An 18,219-nucleotide genomic window follows, 5' to 3' on the forward strand; every position below is an offset into this window, starting at 1 on the left:
AAAAGTTGGCAAAAATAAAAGATGCGTGTTTTATGAGGTGAATTTTATGCGAAAAAAAATAGACAACAAATGTAGATTTATAATAATTGGAGGCGCAGAGGATAAGAATGGAAAAAAGAAGATATTAAAGTATGTTTCAGAACAAATTAATTCAGATGAGCTTTTGCTTATAGCCACGGTAGCAAGTGAGTGTCCAAATGAAGCTATAAAGGAATACAAAAAAATATTTAAATCATTAGGTTTAAGTAATTTAGAAGAGCTTTATGTGAATAGCAGAAATGAATGTTTAGATGAAAAAAAAATAGAACTTGTTAAAAGAGCAAAATTAATATTTTTTACAGGTGGAGACCAACTTAGAATAACAAGCATTTTAGGAGGAACACCACTTTATTATGAACTTAAAAATCAGTTTAATAATGGATGTATATATGTTGGAACATCAGCAGGTGCATCTGTTGTTAGTGAAACTATGGTTGTACAAGGTGAGGATGATAAGTCACCAAGTAAGTGCTATGTAAATATGTCTAAAGGACTTGGACTTATAAAAGATATTATAATTGACCAACATTTTGCTCAAAGAGGACGAATTGGTAGGCTTTTAGCTATGGTTGCTCAAAATCCAGAAAATTTAGGAATTGGAATAGATGAAGATACGGCAATAATCATAAATAGTGAAAATATGCTAGAGGTTATAGGTTCTGGTGCAATTTATATAGTTGATGGAAGAAATATAACTTATAGCAATGTTTCAGAACAAGAATATAAGGAACTTTTAAGTATGTACAATGTAAAGTTACATGTTTTAACACCAGGGAAAAAATATGATTTATTAAAAAAGGTACCTTTTGAGGAGGAAATTTAGAGAAATGAAGATAAAAAGTCAAAAAGTTTTTGAGGGAAAAAACATATATTCACACAGAAAAATAATTAGAGTTGATGTTGATCTTGAAGGATATTGTGAGATACCTAGTAACCATATAGAAGGATTTACAGAAAAGTTAGTTGGAATTTTACCAGAATTAAAAGATCATAGATGTGGAATTGATGAAGATCATGGTTTTTATACAAGACTTAAAGAAGGAACTTATTTGGCTCATATTTGTGAGCATATGATTATAGCTTTGCAAAATAGATTAGGAATTAATGTTGCTTATGGAAAAGCAAGAGAGATAAAAGAAGATTTTTATTATTTGATATTTGAATATAAACATAAAAAAACAGCACTTGCTTCAATAAATTTAGCTGTTGATATAATAAATTCTTTAATAAATAAAGTAAATATAGATATAGATAAAAGAATTGAGCTTATAGAGAAAATTCTTGTAAAAGAAATGATGGGACCATCAACAAAGGCTATATATAATAGTGCAAAAAGAAGTAATATGCCTGTTATGGAGATTGGGGAAGGTGTGTATCAAATTGGTTATGGAAAAAAAGGAAGAGTATTCTCAGCAACGATAGGAGCAAATACAAGCGCAATTGCAGTTGATATATGCTGTGATAAGTATTTAACTAAAAAAGTATTATCAATGAATAGTATACCAGTTGCAAATGGATGTAAGGTTCGGAATACTATTGAACTTTTAAAATCAGCACAAAAAATAGGATATCCAGTAGTTTTAAAACCACAGTTTGGAAGTAAAGGGGCTGGTGTGTGTGTAAATATAAAGACTGAGGTTGAACTTGTAAAAGCTTTCTCTAGTTTAATTGAAAAAACAAAAGATATAATTTTAGAAGAATATGTTGAGGGTCGAGATTATAGGGTTTGTATTATAGATTATAAAGTAGTTGCAGTAGCGCACAGAGTACCTCCACAAGTAGTTGGTGATGGCATTAACTCAATAAAGGATTTAATACTTGAGCTAAATAAAGATACTCGTAGAGGGAATGGACATGAAAGGCCATTGACTAAGATTAAGTTAGATGAAGAACTTGATAATAATCTTAAAAAACATAAACTTGATATTAATTCTATTCTTAAAAAAGATGAAAAACTTTGCTTAAGAGAAAATGCTAATTTATCAACAGGTGGTTTTGCAGAAGATTGTACAAATTTAATAAGTGAAGAAAATATAAAAATTTGTGAAAGAGCTGCTAAAGCACTAGGACTTGATATTTGTGGCTTAGATATATCAACTAATAATATAGCAAAGTCACTCAATGATTATGGGATAATTATTGAGGCGAATGCAGCACCAGGAATAAGAATGCATGAAATACCGGTGAATGGAGAGCAAAGAAATGTATCAGATGCTATTTTAAGTACAATGTATCCCACAGGGATATCTAACATACCGATAATTTCTATAACAGGAACTAACGGTAAGACAACTACTACAAGATTAATATCATATGTAATTTCACTTATGGGATACAATGTTGGTATGACTTCAACTGATGGAGTTGTTATTGGAAATGAATTTATTCATGTTGGTGATGATACCGGGGCAGAAAGTGCTAAATCAGTACTTTTAAATAGAGATGTTGATTATGCAGTACTTGAAACGGCTAGAGGTGGAATAGTTAAACAAGGTTTAGCCTATGAACTTGCAGATATTGGCGTTATAACAAATATTAGTGATGATCATTTAGGCATAGATGGAATTAACACTGTTGATGAGTTAGCATTTACAAAATCTTTAGTAGTTGAAGCTATTAAAAAGGATGGTTATGCAGTTATTAATGGTGATGATAAATATTGTAAGTTTATGATTGAACGTGCTAGTAAGTATGGAGTTAAAGCAATTATTTATTCAATGAATAAGAAGAATAAATTTATTCAGAATAATATAAAAGAGGGAGTTCCAGTTATTTATAAAAATGAAGAGTTTATAGTAGTTCAAAATAAAGGAAAAGAATATAAAATATGCGATTATAGATATATGCCTCTTACTATGAATGGTATGTTAAAACATAATATATATAATGCACTTGCAGCATGTGGAGCTTTAGTTGGAATTGGAATGGATTATGTGATAATTTCAAAAGGATTTTTAAAATTTAAAAGTGATGAAATTTTTAATTCAGGAAGATTTAATATTTATAATGTAGATGGTAGAGAAATTATTTTTGATTATGGACATAATATTAGTGGATACAAGGCCATAGTAGAATCGCTTGAGGCAATGGGTAGAAAAAATGTTTCGGCAATAATAGGAGTTCCAGGAGATAGGAGTAATAGTAATATTAAAACTATAGGAAAAATATCAGCCAAAAATTTTGCTAAAATATATGTAAAAGAAGATATAGATAGAAGAAATAGAGATATTAATGAAGTTGCTGAGATTTTAGTAGATGGAATTAAAAGTGTAAGAAAAAATTTAGAAAACACTTTTGTAATACTAGACGAAGCAGATGCATTAGAAACAGCTTTTAATAATAGTGATGCTGGAGATACTATTATAGTATTTTATGAGGATTATAAAAAAGTTTTAAAAAAATTAAATACTTTAAGCAAAACCCATGAGGTTAGGGCTTAAGAAGGAAAGAGATAGAAGAAATTCTATCTCTTTTTTTAAATTCTCTTTATGTTTATGGAATTAAATATTATAATAGGTTTAATAAAAGTTAACGTTATGAGGAAGGTTGAGTAAGTATGAGAAGAAAGGCATATGCAAAAATTAATATTGCTCTAGACGCTATAGGTAAAAGAGAAGATGGTTATCACTTATTAAAAATGATAATGCAAACAGTCGATATATACGATGAAATAGAACTTAATAAGAATAAAGAGAAGAAAATAAATTTAACGACTGATAAATACTATCTTCCAACAGATGAAAAAAATTTAGCCTATAAAGCAGCAAAGTTATTTATGGATACTTATAAAATAAAAGATGGTGTTGATATTCACATAAAAAAGAATATACCTGTCTCAGCAGGAATGGCTGGGGGAAGTGCAGATGCAGCAACAGTTTTATTTTTAATGAATAAAGTATTTAATCAAGGAGTAAGTAAGACTGAACTTGAAAAATTAGCAATTAAAATAGGAGCAGATGTTCCTTACTGTATAGAAGGTGGAACAGCACTTTGTGAAGGTATTGGAGAAAAAATTAAAAAGATAAAACCTTTCAAAGATAAAATTATAGTTATTGTTAAGCCAAGTTTTGGTGTTTCTACAAAAGATGTTTATGGTGATTTAGATATAACTAAAATACATAAACATGCAGATATAGAGGGTCTAATAAAATGTATGGCTAAAGAAGATTTATATGGTGTTTCAACTAGAATGAGAAATGTTCTAGAGAATGTAACTGTTAAAAAGCATAGAGTTATTAGAGAAATAAAAGATGAACTTAGAACTACTGGGGCCATAGGAACTATGATGAGTGGTAGTGGACCTACTGTCTTTGCATTTTTTGAGGATATGTTAGTAGCTCAAAAGGCTTATGATAGAATGAAAGAAGTTTATGGAAACTTTGATGTATTTATAACAAGAACTATATAATTAAAAAAAATTAAATCAAATGTATAAAAAGAACACTTCCTGGCTATGATATAGCTATCAGGGGGTGTTTTTATTATGAAAAAAACAATTATAGGTATTATAGGATTTATTATATTAATAGGGTTATTTATAGGAATAAAAAACAATAGTGTACAAGCAGCTGGTAGTATAGAAAGTATAAAAGAAAAGGTGATTAGATTCCATGTTTTAGCTAATAGTGATTCAAAAGAGGATCAAGATTTAAAGTTAAAAGTTAGAGATGAGGTTATAAATTTTGTTAGTCCAAGCTTAGAAAATTCAAAAAGTATAGAACAGTCAAGGAAGATTTTGTTAGGGCTAAAGGATGAAGTTATAGAACTTGCGGAAAATCTTATAAAAAAAGAAGGGTATGATTATAGTGTTGATGTAGAGCTTGAAATGACGAATTTTCCAGTTAAAACTTATGGGAATATTACACTTCCACAAGGTGAATATGAAGCATTTAGAGTTCTTATTGGTGAGGCAAAAGGAGAAAATTGGTGGTGTGTAATGTTTCCTCCATTATGTTTTATAGATATGACAAAAGGTCAGATAAGTTATGAAAAAAGTGAAAAAGAACTTTCAGAAGTTTTGACACAAGAGGAATATAGTTTGATAACAGATGAAGAAGATAGTAAAATAGAATTTAGATTTAAATTAGCAGATTTATTTAAATAAATTGTTATTCTAAAAATATTAAGATACTTAGAGGAGAAATTATGGAGAAAAAAGCAATAATATCTATATCAAGCATGCAGATGAACGATGAGGAACAGGTTGTTGAAGTTGTAACACCAGGTATATTTTCAATTACAGAGGATAGTTTTAAGGCTACTTATGAAGAAAGTGAAATTTCTGGAATGGAAGGTACAACTACATCAGTTACTATAGAAAGTGGGAAAGTTACTCTTGAGAGAAAAGGTACTACAGAAACAGTGATGTTATTTGAGAATAACGGAAGTAATATCTGTCTTTATAATACACCTTATGGAGTGTTAGAACTTACAACAAACACAAAAGTTTTAGATATTGATATAACAGAAACAGGTGGGACAGTTAAAATAGATTATGATTTACTAGCATCAAGTGAAAGTCCTATACATACAAGTTTAAATCTTAAAATAAAAGTTATATAACATTTGATGTTATATAACTTAATTTTTTAGGAAAACTATGCAATTTAGCTTTTAAATAAATAACTTGTTTATTTGAGATAATAAGTATTATAATTAGATTAATATTTCAAATGATTTTTAGAATACATAAAATTCTTATATCACATCTTTATATTCCCCAATAATAATATTGTTTAATAATTAGGAGGTGTTTGCTAAATGCAGACTTACGAGAAAATGACTCTAGTTGAGCTTAAAGAGATAGCGAAAGAACTAGGGATAAAGAATATATCAAAAAAGAAAAAAAGTGAATTAATAGAAGCAATTAAAGAAGAAAAATCAGAAGTTGCGAATATTGGTGATTCAGCAAATGAAGTAGAAAAGAATGGTGTTGTTTTAAGAGAAAAAATATCTCCTAGAAAAATAGCAGAAATTGATACAAGAAGTGATGTAAATACTATTTCTAATAATATGAATAATAATAATACAAGTAGCAATACAAATAATAATGCAGGCAGTAACAACTCTAATAATACAAGTAACAATAATAATACAACAAATAGATACTCTAATAATGATTCTAGTCAAAGAGAAGAAGATAATGTAGAGAAAAAAGAGCAATTTAAGTCTATGGTAAGTACATCAAGTAGTGCAAAAGGTATATTAGAGATGTTAGAAACTAATAACTTTGGATTCTTAAGATGTCATAATTATTTAACAGGAGAAGGTGATATATATGTTTCACCATCTCAAATAAGAAGATTTAACCTTAGAACTGGTGATGAAGTTGTAGGTAAAGTAAGAGAGGCTAAAGATGGAGAGAAATTTAGAGCCCTTTTATATGTTGAAAAAATTAATGATGAAAGACCAGAGATGGCACTTAGAAGAAAGAAATTTGAAACATTAACACCTATATATCCAAATGAAAGATTAAGACTTGAGACAGGATTTAGTGGAGATTTAAGTTCAAGACTTATGGATTTAATATGCCCAATAGGTAAAGGTCAAAGAGGAATAATAGTTGCACCGCCAAAGGCTGGTAAAACTACTATGCTTAAAAGAGTAGCACAGAATATAACAAAAAATAATCCGGATATAACTTTGATAGTTCTTTTAGTTGATGAAAGACCAGAGGAAGTTACAGATATGCAAAGAAGCATAAATGGAGAGGTTATATACTCAACATTTGATGAAGAACCACAAAATCATGCTAAGGTAGCAAGAATGGTTCTAGAAAGAGCAAAAAGGCTTGTAGAACATGGTAAAGATGTTGTTATACTTATGGACTCTTTAACAAGACTTGCTAGAGCATACAATCTTACAGTAACTCCTACGGGTAGAACATTATCAGGAGGTCTTGATCCAGGAGCTTTAATTATGCCAAAAAAATTCTTTGGAGCAGCTAGAAATATAGAAGAGGGTGGAAGTTTAACAATACTTGCAACGGCTCTTGTAGATACTGGTAGTAGAATGGATGATATGATATTCGAAGAATTTAAAGGAACTGGTAATATGGAAGTTCATCTTGATAGAAAACTTCAAGAAAGAAGGATATTCCCAGCCATTGATATATATAAATCGGGTACAAGAAAAGAAAATCTTCTTTTAACTGATGATGAGAGAGATATAGCTTATTCAATAAGAAAAAATATGTATGAGAGTAATGCAGAGAGAGTAACAGAGAAATTAATAGCATTATTATCAAAAACTAAAAATAATAATGAGTTTATAGAAATGTATAGAAAAGTTAGTTTAAGCCCTAATCAACCTCAAAATACAAATAGATAATAAAAATCCCCAAGTTACTTTTAATAAGTCAACATTGGGGATTTTTTAAACATAAATTCTCAAAGATATTTATCGTATCATCAATAGAATAATTTTCAGATAATCTTTGCATATTTACTTTTAAATTTAAAAGTTTTTCTGGATTTTCTATTAAAGAATCTATTACAAAATTCATAGTAGATAAATCTGTAACCCTAATTGCAGCATTTTCTTTAACTAGCAATTTAGAGTTGTCTGTTTCTTGCCCTGGGATTACAAATGGAATTATCATAGGCAGAGCCTTATGGATAGATTCAGTAGTTGTAAGGCCACCAGGTTTTGTTATAATTAGGTCCATCTGATCCATAAGACTTGAAACTTTATCAGTAAAACCTAAAATAGTTATATTTTTATAATCTTTATATTCATCAACTAAAGAAGTTTTTAGTGGCTCATTTTTACCACAAACTACTGTTAGTTTTAAATTATTCTTGTTATCAACAAGTTCTTTCAAAACTTTAGATATACCAGATAGACCCATGCTACCCCCCATAACTAAAATATTGAAATGATTTTTATTAGTATAGGGTTTTTCATAATGATTGTAGAAGTTTTGTCCGACAGGAATCCCTACGGGATAAATTCTATTAGCAATAACTCCAAATTTTAATAATTCAGATTTAGTAAAAGAACTTCCTGTTATGTAAGCATCAATTTTAGCACTATAATAAGTATAGTGAGGTTTAAAGTCAGTTATAACAGATATAGTGGGTACTTTTATAAGTTCATTTCTAACTAAATTTCCAAGAATAGAAACAGCTAGAGGATGAGTGCAAGCAATTGCATCAGGTTTAAACTCATTTATATATTCTAAAGTTTTATCTGTTGGCTTTTTTAAAAAGACTTCAATAAATCTATTTACAGATTTAAAATCACTTATTTTATAGAAAAAGCCATAAAAATAAGGGAATACTTTAGCTGATAATTCATATCCACCGACTATAAAGTCATTAACTGGTTTAGTTTTTTCTAAAAAATCGAATATTTCAACTTCATCATATTTATTTTTAAGAATTTCCTTTAATGACTTAGCTGCTTGATTATGACCTTCTCCAGTAGCTGTAGTCAAGATTAAAATTTTTCGCATAAAATTCACTCTCTTAATTTTAATATTCAACTAATATAATATCATATAAGAAGTTGTCTATAAAATATTTTTTTAAATTTTTGTTAAAAAAAAGGGGAAAGACATTGTCTTTCCCATTTTGTAATAATATTTAAAATATTATTTGTTAAGGTTAAATCTTTTGTTGAATTTATCAACTCTTCCACCAATGTCAACAAGTTTTTGTTTACCTGTGTAGAATGGGTGGCATTTAGCACATATATCAACTTTTAATTCTTCTTTAACTGATCCTGTTTCGAATGTGTTTCCACATGCACACTTAACTACCGCGTTAGCGTGGTACTCTGGATGTATGCCTTCTCTCATGATTTTCACCTCTTTAATCTCTATTTAATATGTGTCCTAAAGACACAACTACTGTAAAGTATAGCATGCGGAAAACAAATCGTCAATAGTTTAAAAGTATGTAGATTTAGGTTATAATTTAAGCAGTAAAAAGAAAAAAATATCTGTTTTAAGAGAGGGAGAGTTATATAAAATGAGTAAATTATATTTTAGATATGGCGCTATGAATTCAGGGAAATCAACACATCTTATGCAGGTTGCACATAATTATGAGGAAAGAGGGATGAATGTCCTTTTACTTAAACCAGCAACTGATAAAAAAGGTGGAGATAAAATTGTTTCAAGACTTGGTGTAGATAGAAATGTTGATATGTTAATTTCAGATGAGGATAACCTTTTATTAAAATTAGCAGAGCCTATAAAAATGAATAAACCACATTGTATTATAGTAGATGAGGTCCAGTTTTTAAAGAAACATCATATAGATGAACTATTCCAAGTTGCTATTGAAAATAACATACCTGTTATTTGTTATGGACTTAGAACAGATTTCTTAATCAATGGATTTGAAGGTAGTGAAAGATTATTACTTATTGCACATAGTATAGAAGAGATGAAAACTATTTGTACTTGTGGAAATAAGGCTATATTAAATGGTAGGAAGTTAAATGGAAAGTATATATTTGAAGGTGCACAGGTAGCTATTGATTCAGTAGATAATATTGAGTACCAATCATTATGTGGAGAGTGTTATTTTAAACATAAAGAAGATTAATTTTAATATTTAGGGGGTATTGAGAGAATCATGGATGATTGCCGAGTTGGGGGACAAGGTTTATTAGATGGTGTGATGATGAATGGTAAAAAAGGAATAGCGACTGCAATTAGAATGGAGAATAATAGTATAGACTTAAGATTTGAAAGACGATATAGAAATCAGAAAGAAACAGGTCTTAGGTCTTTGCCTTTTTTTAGAGGTATTCTTATTATTCTTGATGCGGTTAAATCAGGTATAAAGGGTTTTGATTTATCAGAAGATATAGTTAGTGATATTTTATCAAAAGATATACTAGACCCATTACAAAAGATACTTAATACTACAAAATCTAATATTAGTAGAAACTTAGTCATGGGTCTAGCATCATTTATAGCAATGTTTGCTTTTATGATTTTACCTAGTGTAATTATTTATTTTTTTAAAGATTATATTGGTAATAATATTATACTTGGAGTGCTAGAGGGTATTGCAACAATATCTATTTTGTTATTATACATGTACACAATAGGTAAGAGTGAAGAAATATCTACAATGTTTGCCTATCATGGTGCAGAACATAAGAGTATATTTTGTTATGAAAAGGGACATGAATTAAATATAGAGAATGTGAAGAAAGAAAAAAGGTTTCATTTAAGATGTGGGACAAATTTACTTTTTATGATGCTTATAAATTGTAGCATTATATATATTTTTTTAGGATGGAATTCTATTATAATTAGAATTCTATTAAAGATTTCTATAATTCCAATAGTAGCAGGAATATCTTATGAACTTGTAGAGTATACAACAAAGTCAAATAGTATAATTTCAAAAATTATTGCATGGCCAGGTTTAAAACTACAGTTACTAACAACTAAAGAACCAGATGAGAGCCAAATCGAAGTGGCAATTTTAGCATTAAAAAAAGCAGAGGGATTAAAAGTGGAAAAAACAATAAGAGAATTATTAAATGAAGCAAATCAAATATTTAAGACAGCAGGGATTGATAGCTATATATTAGATGCACAGCTTTTAATGTGCTATGTTTTAAAAGAAAATAAGCTTTGGCTTATGACAAATGCTTTTGAGAGAATTGGAATGGAAAAAGAAGAAGAATTCTGTGCATTAGTAGAGAAAAGAAAAAATAAATACCCTATAAATTATATTCTTGGAAATGTAGAATTTATGGGAATAGAATTTATAGTTAAAGATGGAGTTTTAATTCCAAGACCAGATACAGAGGTATTAGTTGAAGAAGTTTTAAAATATATAGAAAAATATGAAGAGTTAGATATATGTGATCTTTGCTGTGGTAGTGGTGCAATTGGAATTTCAATAGCTCAGTATAGAATAAATACAAAAGTAGATCTTTTAGATATTGATTCTATACCAGAAGAAGTTACAAGACTTAATATAGAAAATCAAGAATTAGAGGGAAGAACAAAGTTTATTCATAGTGATTTATTTGCTAATGCATCTAATAAAGGGTATGATATAATAGTCTCAAACCCTCCCTATATAAGAGAGGAAGTTATAGAAACTTTAATGGACGATGTTAAAAATTATGAACCACATTTAGCTTTATCAGGTGGTGAGGATGGACTTGTATTTTATAGAAAAATTATAGAAGAAAGTTCGATTTATTTAAAAGGTAAAAAGATTTTAGCTTTTGAAATAGGGTATGACCAAGGTGAAGAGGTAAAATTACTTATGGAAAATAGTAATTTTGAAAATGTGAGAATAATTAAAGATTTAGCGGGTCTTAATAGGGTTGTTATTGGGAATTTAATTATTGAATAATATAAGAAATTTATGTTATAATAAAAAAATATAAAAAATTAAAAATTTACAGTACGGAGTGATAAAAAATGCTTGATAGATTAAATTTTATCGAAACTAAATATGATGAATTGTCAGTTAAAATAAGTGATCCATCAATTATGGCTAACCAAAATGAATGGAGAAAGCTTTGTAAGGAACACTCAGACTTAGAAACAATAGTAAACAAATATAGAGAGTATAGAGATACTTTAGAAGAACTAGCTGGAAGTAAAGAAATTTTAGCAGAAGAATCAGATCAAGAAATGAGAGAAATGGTGCATGCTGAAATTAAAGAACTATCAGAAAAACAAGTAGAATTAGAAAAAGATATGCAAATATTACTTCTTCCAAAGGATCCTAATGATGATAGAAACGTATTTGTTGAAATTAGAGCTGGTGCAGGTGGAGATGAAGCAGCATTATTTGCTGGTAATTTATTCAGAATGTACACAAAATATGCTGAGGTTAACAGATGGAGCCCAGAAATTATCAGTGTAAATGAAAATGATATTGGTGGATTTAAAGAAATAGTATTCATGATTAAAGGTGATGGGGCTTACTCAAAACTTAAATATGAAAGTGGAGTTCACAGAGTTCAAAGGGTTCCAGATACAGAAAGTTCAGGAAGAATACATACATCAGCAGCTACAGTTGCAGTTTTACCAGAAGTAGATGATGTTGAGATTATTGTTGAAGATAAAGATCTTAAGATTGATGTATTTAGAGCTTCAGGAAACGGTGGACAGTGTGTAAATACAACTGATTCAGCTGTTAGAATGACTCACTTACCTAGTGGACTTGTTGTTTCATGTCAAGATGAAAAATCACAGCTTAAAAATAAGGCAAAAGCTCTTAAAGTATTAAAAGCTAGATTATTTGATATTGCTGAGAGAGAAAGACATAATGAAATAGCAGAAGATAGAAAGAGTCAGGTTGGATCTGGAGATAGAAGTGAGAAGATAAGAACTTATAACTATCCACAAGGAAGAGTTACTGACCATAGAATAAAATTAACTCTTTATAAATTAGATTCATTCTTAAATGGGGATATTGATGAAATACTTAATGCTCTTATTACAGAGGATCAAGCTCAGAAAATGCAAAACATGGGTAATAATAGCGAGTTGTAAAATTTTGAAGCCTTACATGAAAATGTAGGGCTTTATTTTTAGGTAACATCAAAGGAGAGGCAAATGTATATAGACAAAGCTTTAAAAAAACAAAAAGCAGGATACAAAAGATTTAATATTGTTATGATTTTTATGCTTATTCTTTTGCCAATAGTTGTTTTTGGGTTAGGTATGAATAAAGGTATAGCAAATACCTTTTTAGTGATACTTGAGATTGCAATTGTATTATGTATGGTTGTTATGAAGGATAGAATATCACTTAGTTATACTTGTGAGAATAATTTATTAAGGTTAAAACAAGGAATATTTAAATCATATAGAAGAATATCTTGTGATAAAATTAAATTAATACATACAGCAAATAAAAATGGTGATATTGATATTGTAATTGTTACAACTACTAGAATTGGAAATAGACAGCTTAGACTTGTAGGAAGAAGTTTTTTAAATAAATATCCTATGGCAGGGAAAGAATATAAAAAACTTAAAAAAATAAATCCAGATAAAAATTATTTTTACCTTGTTATAAAAAATGGTGGATATCAAAAATATGTAATGCTTGATGCAATATACAGAAATTCTGTGACAGCAACATTCACAGCAGATACTATAGAAAATATAAAAATATCAAGGTCACAAAGAGAAGTTTAATAAACTATAAGAAAAAAGAGGTGGTTAAAGTGGAAACTAAAAAAGCATATATAGAAGATATAATAAAAGATTCTAAATATTTAGATGAAGCTGCAAATATTATAAAAAATGGTGGTATTGTAGCATTTCCAACAGAAACAGTTTATGGTCTTGGTGCAAATGCTTTAGATTCAGATGCTGTTTTAAAAATATTTAAAGCAAAAGGTAGACCACAGGATAACCCTTTAATAGTTCATGTAGCATCAAAAGATATTTCGCAGTATGCAATCGAAATACCCAATATCGCAGGTGAACTTATGGAGAAATTTTGGCCAGGTCCTTTAACTTTAATATTTAAGAAAAAAGATATAATACCAAATAGAACATCAGCAAATCTTGATAGTATAGGACTTAGAATGCCAAGTGATGAAATTGCACTTGAACTTATTAGACGTTCAGGAAAACCAATAGCAGCACCATCAGCCAATATATCAGGAAGACCAAGTCCTACTGATATGAATAGATGTATTCAAGATTTAGATGGAAAAGCAAATTATATCTTAGGTGGAGATAGAAGTTTTGTTGGTGTTGAATCAACTATTTTAGATTTAACAGTAACACCGCCATGTATACTTAGACCAGGTGGCATAACTCTAGAAGATCTTAGAGAAATAGATGAGTCAATTTATATTGATAAAGCTCTTTTAGAGGAAAAAGCTATGGGAGATTTAAAACCTAAAGCACCAGGGATGAAATATAAACACTATGCTCCAAATGCAAAAGTTAGAGTTATTAGGGGTAAAAAAGATAAAATGCTTGAAAAAATTAGGGAAATGGTGCATAATTACAAGGATGAAGATTTAAAAGTTGGCGTTATGGCAACTGAGGAAACAAAAGACCTCTATGAAGGAGCTTTTGTCATCAGCCTTGGAAAAAGAAGTGAACCACGTGAAATAGCAAAGTCACTTTTTGAAGCTCTTAGAAGTTTTGATGATATAGGTATAGATATTATACTTAGTGAATCATTTGAAGAAAAGGGTCTTGGCATAGCTATTATGAATAGATTAAAAAAATCCTGTGGATTTGATATAATAGATGTGTAGGACAGCTTTTAGAGCTTAGTTTATGCAAAATTGAAGAAGGTAAATTTAATTTTACTCTTCTTTTTTTTATATATTTTTAAAAACTTAGGAGGGATTTTACATGAAGATAGCAGTAGGTTGTGATCATGGTGGATTTTTATTAAAAACTGAGGTTTTAGCACATTTAGAGTCAAAAGGAATCGAGTGTAAAGATTTTGGTACATATAGTGAAGAATCATGTGATTACCCAGATATATCAATAAAAGTTGCAGAGGCAGTTGCAGCAAAAGATTTTGATTTTGGAATATTAGTTTGTGGGACAGGGATAGGAATATCAATTGCAGCAAACAAAGTTCCAGGAATAAGAGCAGCTTTATGTGGAGATACATTTAGTGCAAAAGCTACAAGACAACATAATAATGCAAACATATTAGCATTAGGACAAAGAGTAGTTGGTGCAGGTCTTGCACTAGATATAGTTGATACTTTCATTGCAAATGAATATGAAGGTGGAAGACACGAGAACAGAATCGGTAAAATTTCGGCTATAGAAGAAAAATATTCAAAATAAGAAGCAGATTAAAAGGAGATTAAAAAAATGAGTAAGGTAACAGAGATAGCACACCCATTAATATTACACAAATTAACAATAATAAGAGATAAAAATACAGGTGCAAAAGATTTTAGAGAACTTGTAGAAGAAGTTTCAATGCTTATGGCATATGAAGTTACTAGAGAACTACAAATGAAAGAAGTTGAAATAGAAACTCCAGTATGTGTAACAAAGCAAAAAGTCTTAGCAGGTAAGAAAATGGCGATAGTTCCAATTCTTAGAGCTGGACTTGGAATGGTTGATGGTATGCTTAAATTAATACCAGCAGCAAAAGTTGGACATATAGGATTATACAGAGATGAAGAGACTTTACAGCCAGTAGAATATTTCTGTAAATTACCTCAAGATATAAATGAGAGAGATGTAATAGTTGTAGACCCTATGCTTGCAACTGGTGGTTCAGCAGCAGATGCTATTGGATTATTAAAGAAAAAAGGTGCTAAAAATATCAGACTTATGTGTCTAATTTCTTCACCAGAAGGTATTAAAATGGTAATGGAAGCTCACCCAGATGTAGATATCTATGTTGGTGCTATTGATGAGATGTTAAATGAGCAGGGTTATATAGTTCCAGGTCTTGGAGATGCTGGGGACAGATTATTTGGAACAAAATAGTTTATAATAAAATTAAAGTTATATTCAGTGGAGTTTGAAAAAACTCCATTGTTTGCTATACAGGTATAAATAGGAGGGGATTTTAATGGAAAAGATTAAAATATTAACTATATTTGGAACAAGACCAGAAGCTATAAAAATGGCTCCACTTGTGAAAGAATTAGAGAGAAGAGAAGCGATAGAAGCTAAAGTTTGTGTAACAGCACAACATAGAGAAATGCTTGATCAAGTTTTAGAATTATTTGAAATAACACCTGATTTTGATTTAGATATAATGAAAACAAGACAATCACTTACAGGAATAACAAATAGAATTTTAGAAGGACTTGAAGAACTTTTTGAAAATGAAAAACCAGATATGATTCTTGTTCATGGAGATACAACAACAACATTTTCAAGTGGGCTTGCAGCCTTCTATAAACAAATTAAAGTTGGTCATGTTGAAGCTGGGCTTAGAACATTTGATAAATATTTTCCATTCCCAGAAGAGATGAATAGAAAACTTACAGGGGCTTTAGCGGATTTACACTTTGCACCTACAGTTGGTTCAAGTGCAAATTTACTAAATGAGGGAATTAAAAAATCAGATATATACATAACAGGAAATACAGTTATAGATGCTATGGCTCATACAGTTGAAGAAAATTATGTATTTGATACAGAGGAACTTAACAGAATAGATTTTGAAAATAAAAAAGTTATTATGGTAACAGCACATAGAAGAGAAAACTGGGGAGAGGGAATTGATAATATATGTGATTCACTTGCTCAAATAGTTGATAACAATGAAGATGTAGAACTTGTATATCTTGTTCATTTAAATCCAGTTGTTAAAGATGTTGTTCATGCAAAACTTGGTGGAAAAGATAGAGTTCACTTATTATCACCACTTGATACAAAAGAAACTCATAATTTAATGAATAAATGCTTTATGGTCATGACAGATTCAGGTGGACTTCAAGAAGAGGCCCCACACCTTGGAAAACCAGTGTTAGTTTTAAGAGGAGTTACAGAGAGACCAGAAGCAGTTGAAGCTGGTACAGTTAAACTTGTTGGAACTAATAAGGATATGATTTTAAAAGAAGCAAATGATTTATTAAATGATGAGGCTTACTATGCAAAAATGAGTAAAGCTGTAAATCCATATGGCGATGGAAAGGCATCAGAGAGAATAGTTGATGCAATTCTTAAATATTTTGGAAAAAATGATAAAGAAGTAGAAGAGTTTATAAGTAAATAAGTATTAGTAAAAAGTACCTCAATAGAGGTGCTTTTTTTTTGAGAAAATTCAAGAAAAAGATTGTATATTTTTTAACAAATAACTTGAATATAAGAAATTATATGGTTATAATGGAATTATATTGTAAATATTCAATATAAAGTTAAATAAAGGTATTAGGATTTAGGAGGAGAACTTAAATGAGAGATGTAGTAATAGTAAGTGCAGTAAGAACTGCGTTAGGTACTTTTGGTGGGAGTTTAAAAGATATTTCTGCTGCTGATTTAGGAGCTTTAGTAATTAAAGAAGCTGTAAATAGAGCTGGTATTGCACCAGAAAAAATTGATGAAGTATTAATGGGAAATGTTGTACAAGCTGGTCTTGGACAAAATATAGCTAGACAAGCAGCTGTAAAGGCTGGTCTTCCAGTAGAAGTTCCTGCAATGACAATAAATAAAGTTTGCGGATCAGGACTTAGAACTGTTTCACTTGCAGCTCAAATGATAAAAGCTGGTGATGCAGATATTATAGTAGCTGGTGGTATGGAGAACATGTCACAAGGACCTTATGTATTAAAAACAGCTAGATATGGTCAAAGAATGGGTGATGGTAAAATGATAGATACAATGGTAAATGATGCCTTAACAGATGCTTTTGAAGGTTATCATATGGGAATTACTGCTGAAAATATAGCAGAGAAATGGGAGTTAACAAGAGAAATGCAAGATGAATTTGCAGCTAAATCACAAAATAAAGCTGAAGAAGCAATTAAAGCTGGTAAATTTAAAGATGAGATAGTTCCAGTTGTAATTCCTCAAAGAAGAGGAGAACCTGTTATATTTGATACAGATGAATTCCCAAGATTTGGGTCAACAACTGCATCACTTGGAAAGTTAAGACCAGCTTTCAAAAAAGATGGGACAGTAACAGCCGGTAATGCTTCAGGAATTAATGATGGGGCTGCCGCAGTGGTTGTAATGAGTGCTGAAAAAGCTGAAGAGTTAGGATTAAAGCCAATGGCTAAAATTTTATCATATGGTTCAAAAGGACTTGATCCATCAATAATGGGATATGGACCATTTGCTGCAACTAAAAAAGCTCTTGAAAATACAGGGTTATCAGTTGGAGATTTAGATTTAATAGAAGCAAATGAAGCTTTTGCTGCTCAAAGTTTAGCAGTAGCTAAAGATTTAGAGTTTGATATGGAAAAAGTTAATGTAAATGGTGGAGCTATTGCAATTGGACACCCAGTAGGGGCTTCAGGAACAAGAATTCTTGTTACATTATTACACGAAATGCAAAGAAGAGATGCAAAAACTGGCCTTGCTACACTTTGTATTGGTGGTGGAATGGGAACTGCATTAATATTAGGTAGATAAAAGTTAATAATATAAGATATAGAAGAAGTTCACTTTTAAAGTGAGCTTCTTTTTTTATAAATATTTTAAAAAAAAGACTAAAAAACTGAAAGAAATTAAAAAAAAAGCTACTTTATTTAATAAAAATAACAAAAAAAAGACTAAAAGTTAAAAAA

General features: G+C 29.8%; 17 protein-coding genes. 15 read left to right on the plus strand and 2 right to left on the minus strand.

What is annotated here, in order from left to right:
- Window positions 1-46 precede the first annotated feature (46 nt).
- The 6 genes from Q0V24_RS09710 (at window position 47) to rho (ending at window position 7,368) form a co-directional block, all read left to right on the plus strand.
- Window positions 47-862, plus strand: a complete 816-nt coding sequence (locus Q0V24_RS09710) for a cyanophycinase (RefSeq protein WP_297520907.1) — start codon at window positions 47-49, stop codon at window positions 860-862.
- Window positions 863-866: 4 nt separating this feature from the next.
- Window positions 867-3,479, plus strand: coding sequence for a cyanophycin synthetase (cphA, locus tag Q0V24_RS09715; protein ID WP_297520909.1), 2,613 nt, complete (start codon window positions 867-869; stop codon window positions 3,477-3,479).
- 116 nt (window positions 3,480-3,595) lie between these two features.
- On the plus strand, window positions 3,596-4,447 hold the full coding sequence (gene ispE, locus Q0V24_RS09720; RefSeq protein WP_297520911.1) for a 4-(cytidine 5'-diphospho)-2-C-methyl-D-erythritol kinase: 852 nt from the start codon (window positions 3,596-3,598) through the stop codon (window positions 4,445-4,447).
- A gap of 75 nt (window positions 4,448-4,522) precedes the next feature.
- Window positions 4,523-5,143 carry a stage II sporulation protein R gene (gene spoIIR / locus Q0V24_RS09725; RefSeq protein WP_297520913.1) on the plus strand — a complete coding sequence of 207 codons (621 nt, stop codon included), beginning with the start codon at window positions 4,523-4,525 and terminating at the stop codon, window positions 5,141-5,143.
- Window positions 5,144-5,184: 41 nt separating this feature from the next.
- Window positions 5,185-5,601, plus strand: coding sequence for a DUF1934 domain-containing protein (locus Q0V24_RS09730; protein ID WP_297520915.1), 417 nt, complete (start codon window positions 5,185-5,187; stop codon window positions 5,599-5,601).
- Window positions 5,602-5,799: 198 nt separating this feature from the next.
- The gene (gene rho, locus Q0V24_RS09735) at window positions 5,800-7,368 is read left to right on the plus strand and encodes a transcription termination factor Rho (RefSeq protein WP_297520917.1); all 1,569 of its coding nucleotides are present in this window, start codon (window positions 5,800-5,802) and stop codon (window positions 7,366-7,368) included.
- A 28-nt stretch (window positions 7,369-7,396) separates the two neighbouring features.
- Here rho and Q0V24_RS09740 read toward each other — a convergent pair whose 3' ends face one another.
- Together Q0V24_RS09740 and rpmE are read right to left on the minus strand one after the other, a co-directional pair.
- A complete protein-coding gene (locus tag Q0V24_RS09740; protein ID WP_297520919.1) occupies window positions 7,397-8,494 on the minus strand; it encodes a glycosyltransferase in 1,098 nt (365 codons plus the stop codon).
- Between the two features lie 138 nt (window positions 8,495-8,632).
- Window positions 8,633-8,839 (minus strand): 50S ribosomal protein L31, encoded by a 207-nt coding sequence (gene rpmE / locus Q0V24_RS09745; protein WP_297520921.1) that lies wholly within the window; start codon window positions 8,837-8,839, stop codon window positions 8,633-8,635.
- Between the two features lie 172 nt (window positions 8,840-9,011).
- Between rpmE and Q0V24_RS09750 the strand changes: the two genes are divergently transcribed.
- From Q0V24_RS09750 to Q0V24_RS09790, 9 genes are all read left to right on the plus strand, one after another.
- Window positions 9,012-9,593 (plus strand): thymidine kinase, encoded by a 582-nt coding sequence (locus Q0V24_RS09750; protein ID WP_297520923.1) that lies wholly within the window; start codon window positions 9,012-9,014, stop codon window positions 9,591-9,593.
- Window positions 9,594-9,623: 30 nt separating this feature from the next.
- A complete protein-coding gene (gene prmC / locus Q0V24_RS09755) occupies window positions 9,624-11,375 on the plus strand; it encodes a peptide chain release factor N(5)-glutamine methyltransferase (protein WP_297520925.1) in 1,752 nt (583 codons plus the stop codon).
- A 68-nt stretch (window positions 11,376-11,443) separates the two neighbouring features.
- A complete protein-coding gene (prfA, locus tag Q0V24_RS09760) occupies window positions 11,444-12,526 on the plus strand; it encodes a peptide chain release factor 1 (RefSeq protein WP_297520927.1) in 1,083 nt (360 codons plus the stop codon).
- Window positions 12,527-12,589: 63 nt separating this feature from the next.
- Window positions 12,590-13,177 carry a hypothetical protein gene (locus Q0V24_RS09765; protein WP_297520929.1) on the plus strand — a complete coding sequence of 196 codons (588 nt, stop codon included), beginning with the start codon at window positions 12,590-12,592 and terminating at the stop codon, window positions 13,175-13,177.
- A 29-nt stretch (window positions 13,178-13,206) separates the two neighbouring features.
- On the plus strand, window positions 13,207-14,259 hold the full coding sequence (locus Q0V24_RS09770; RefSeq protein WP_297520930.1) for an L-threonylcarbamoyladenylate synthase: 1,053 nt from the start codon (window positions 13,207-13,209) through the stop codon (window positions 14,257-14,259).
- Window positions 14,260-14,359: 100 nt separating this feature from the next.
- The gene (gene rpiB, locus Q0V24_RS09775; RefSeq protein ID WP_297520932.1) at window positions 14,360-14,809 is read left to right on the plus strand and encodes a ribose 5-phosphate isomerase B; all 450 of its coding nucleotides are present in this window, start codon (window positions 14,360-14,362) and stop codon (window positions 14,807-14,809) included.
- Between the two features lie 27 nt (window positions 14,810-14,836).
- Entirely contained in the window at window positions 14,837-15,466 is a 630-nt protein-coding gene (upp, locus tag Q0V24_RS09780) for a uracil phosphoribosyltransferase (RefSeq protein WP_297520934.1), read from the plus strand.
- An 85-nt stretch (window positions 15,467-15,551) separates the two neighbouring features.
- Window positions 15,552-16,706: a non-hydrolyzing UDP-N-acetylglucosamine 2-epimerase gene (gene wecB / locus Q0V24_RS09785; protein WP_297520936.1), complete on the plus strand. Its 1,155-nt coding sequence runs from the start codon at window positions 15,552-15,554 to the stop codon at window positions 16,704-16,706.
- Window positions 16,707-16,885: 179 nt separating this feature from the next.
- Window positions 16,886-18,064: an acetyl-CoA C-acetyltransferase gene (locus Q0V24_RS09790; RefSeq protein ID WP_297520937.1), complete on the plus strand. Its 1,179-nt coding sequence runs from the start codon at window positions 16,886-16,888 to the stop codon at window positions 18,062-18,064.
- The last annotated feature ends 155 nt before the right edge of the window (window positions 18,065-18,219 follow it).

The sequence above is a fragment of the uncultured Clostridium sp. genome (assembly GCF_947039605.1).
GTDB lineage: Bacteria > Bacillota > Clostridia > Clostridiales > Clostridiaceae > Sarcina.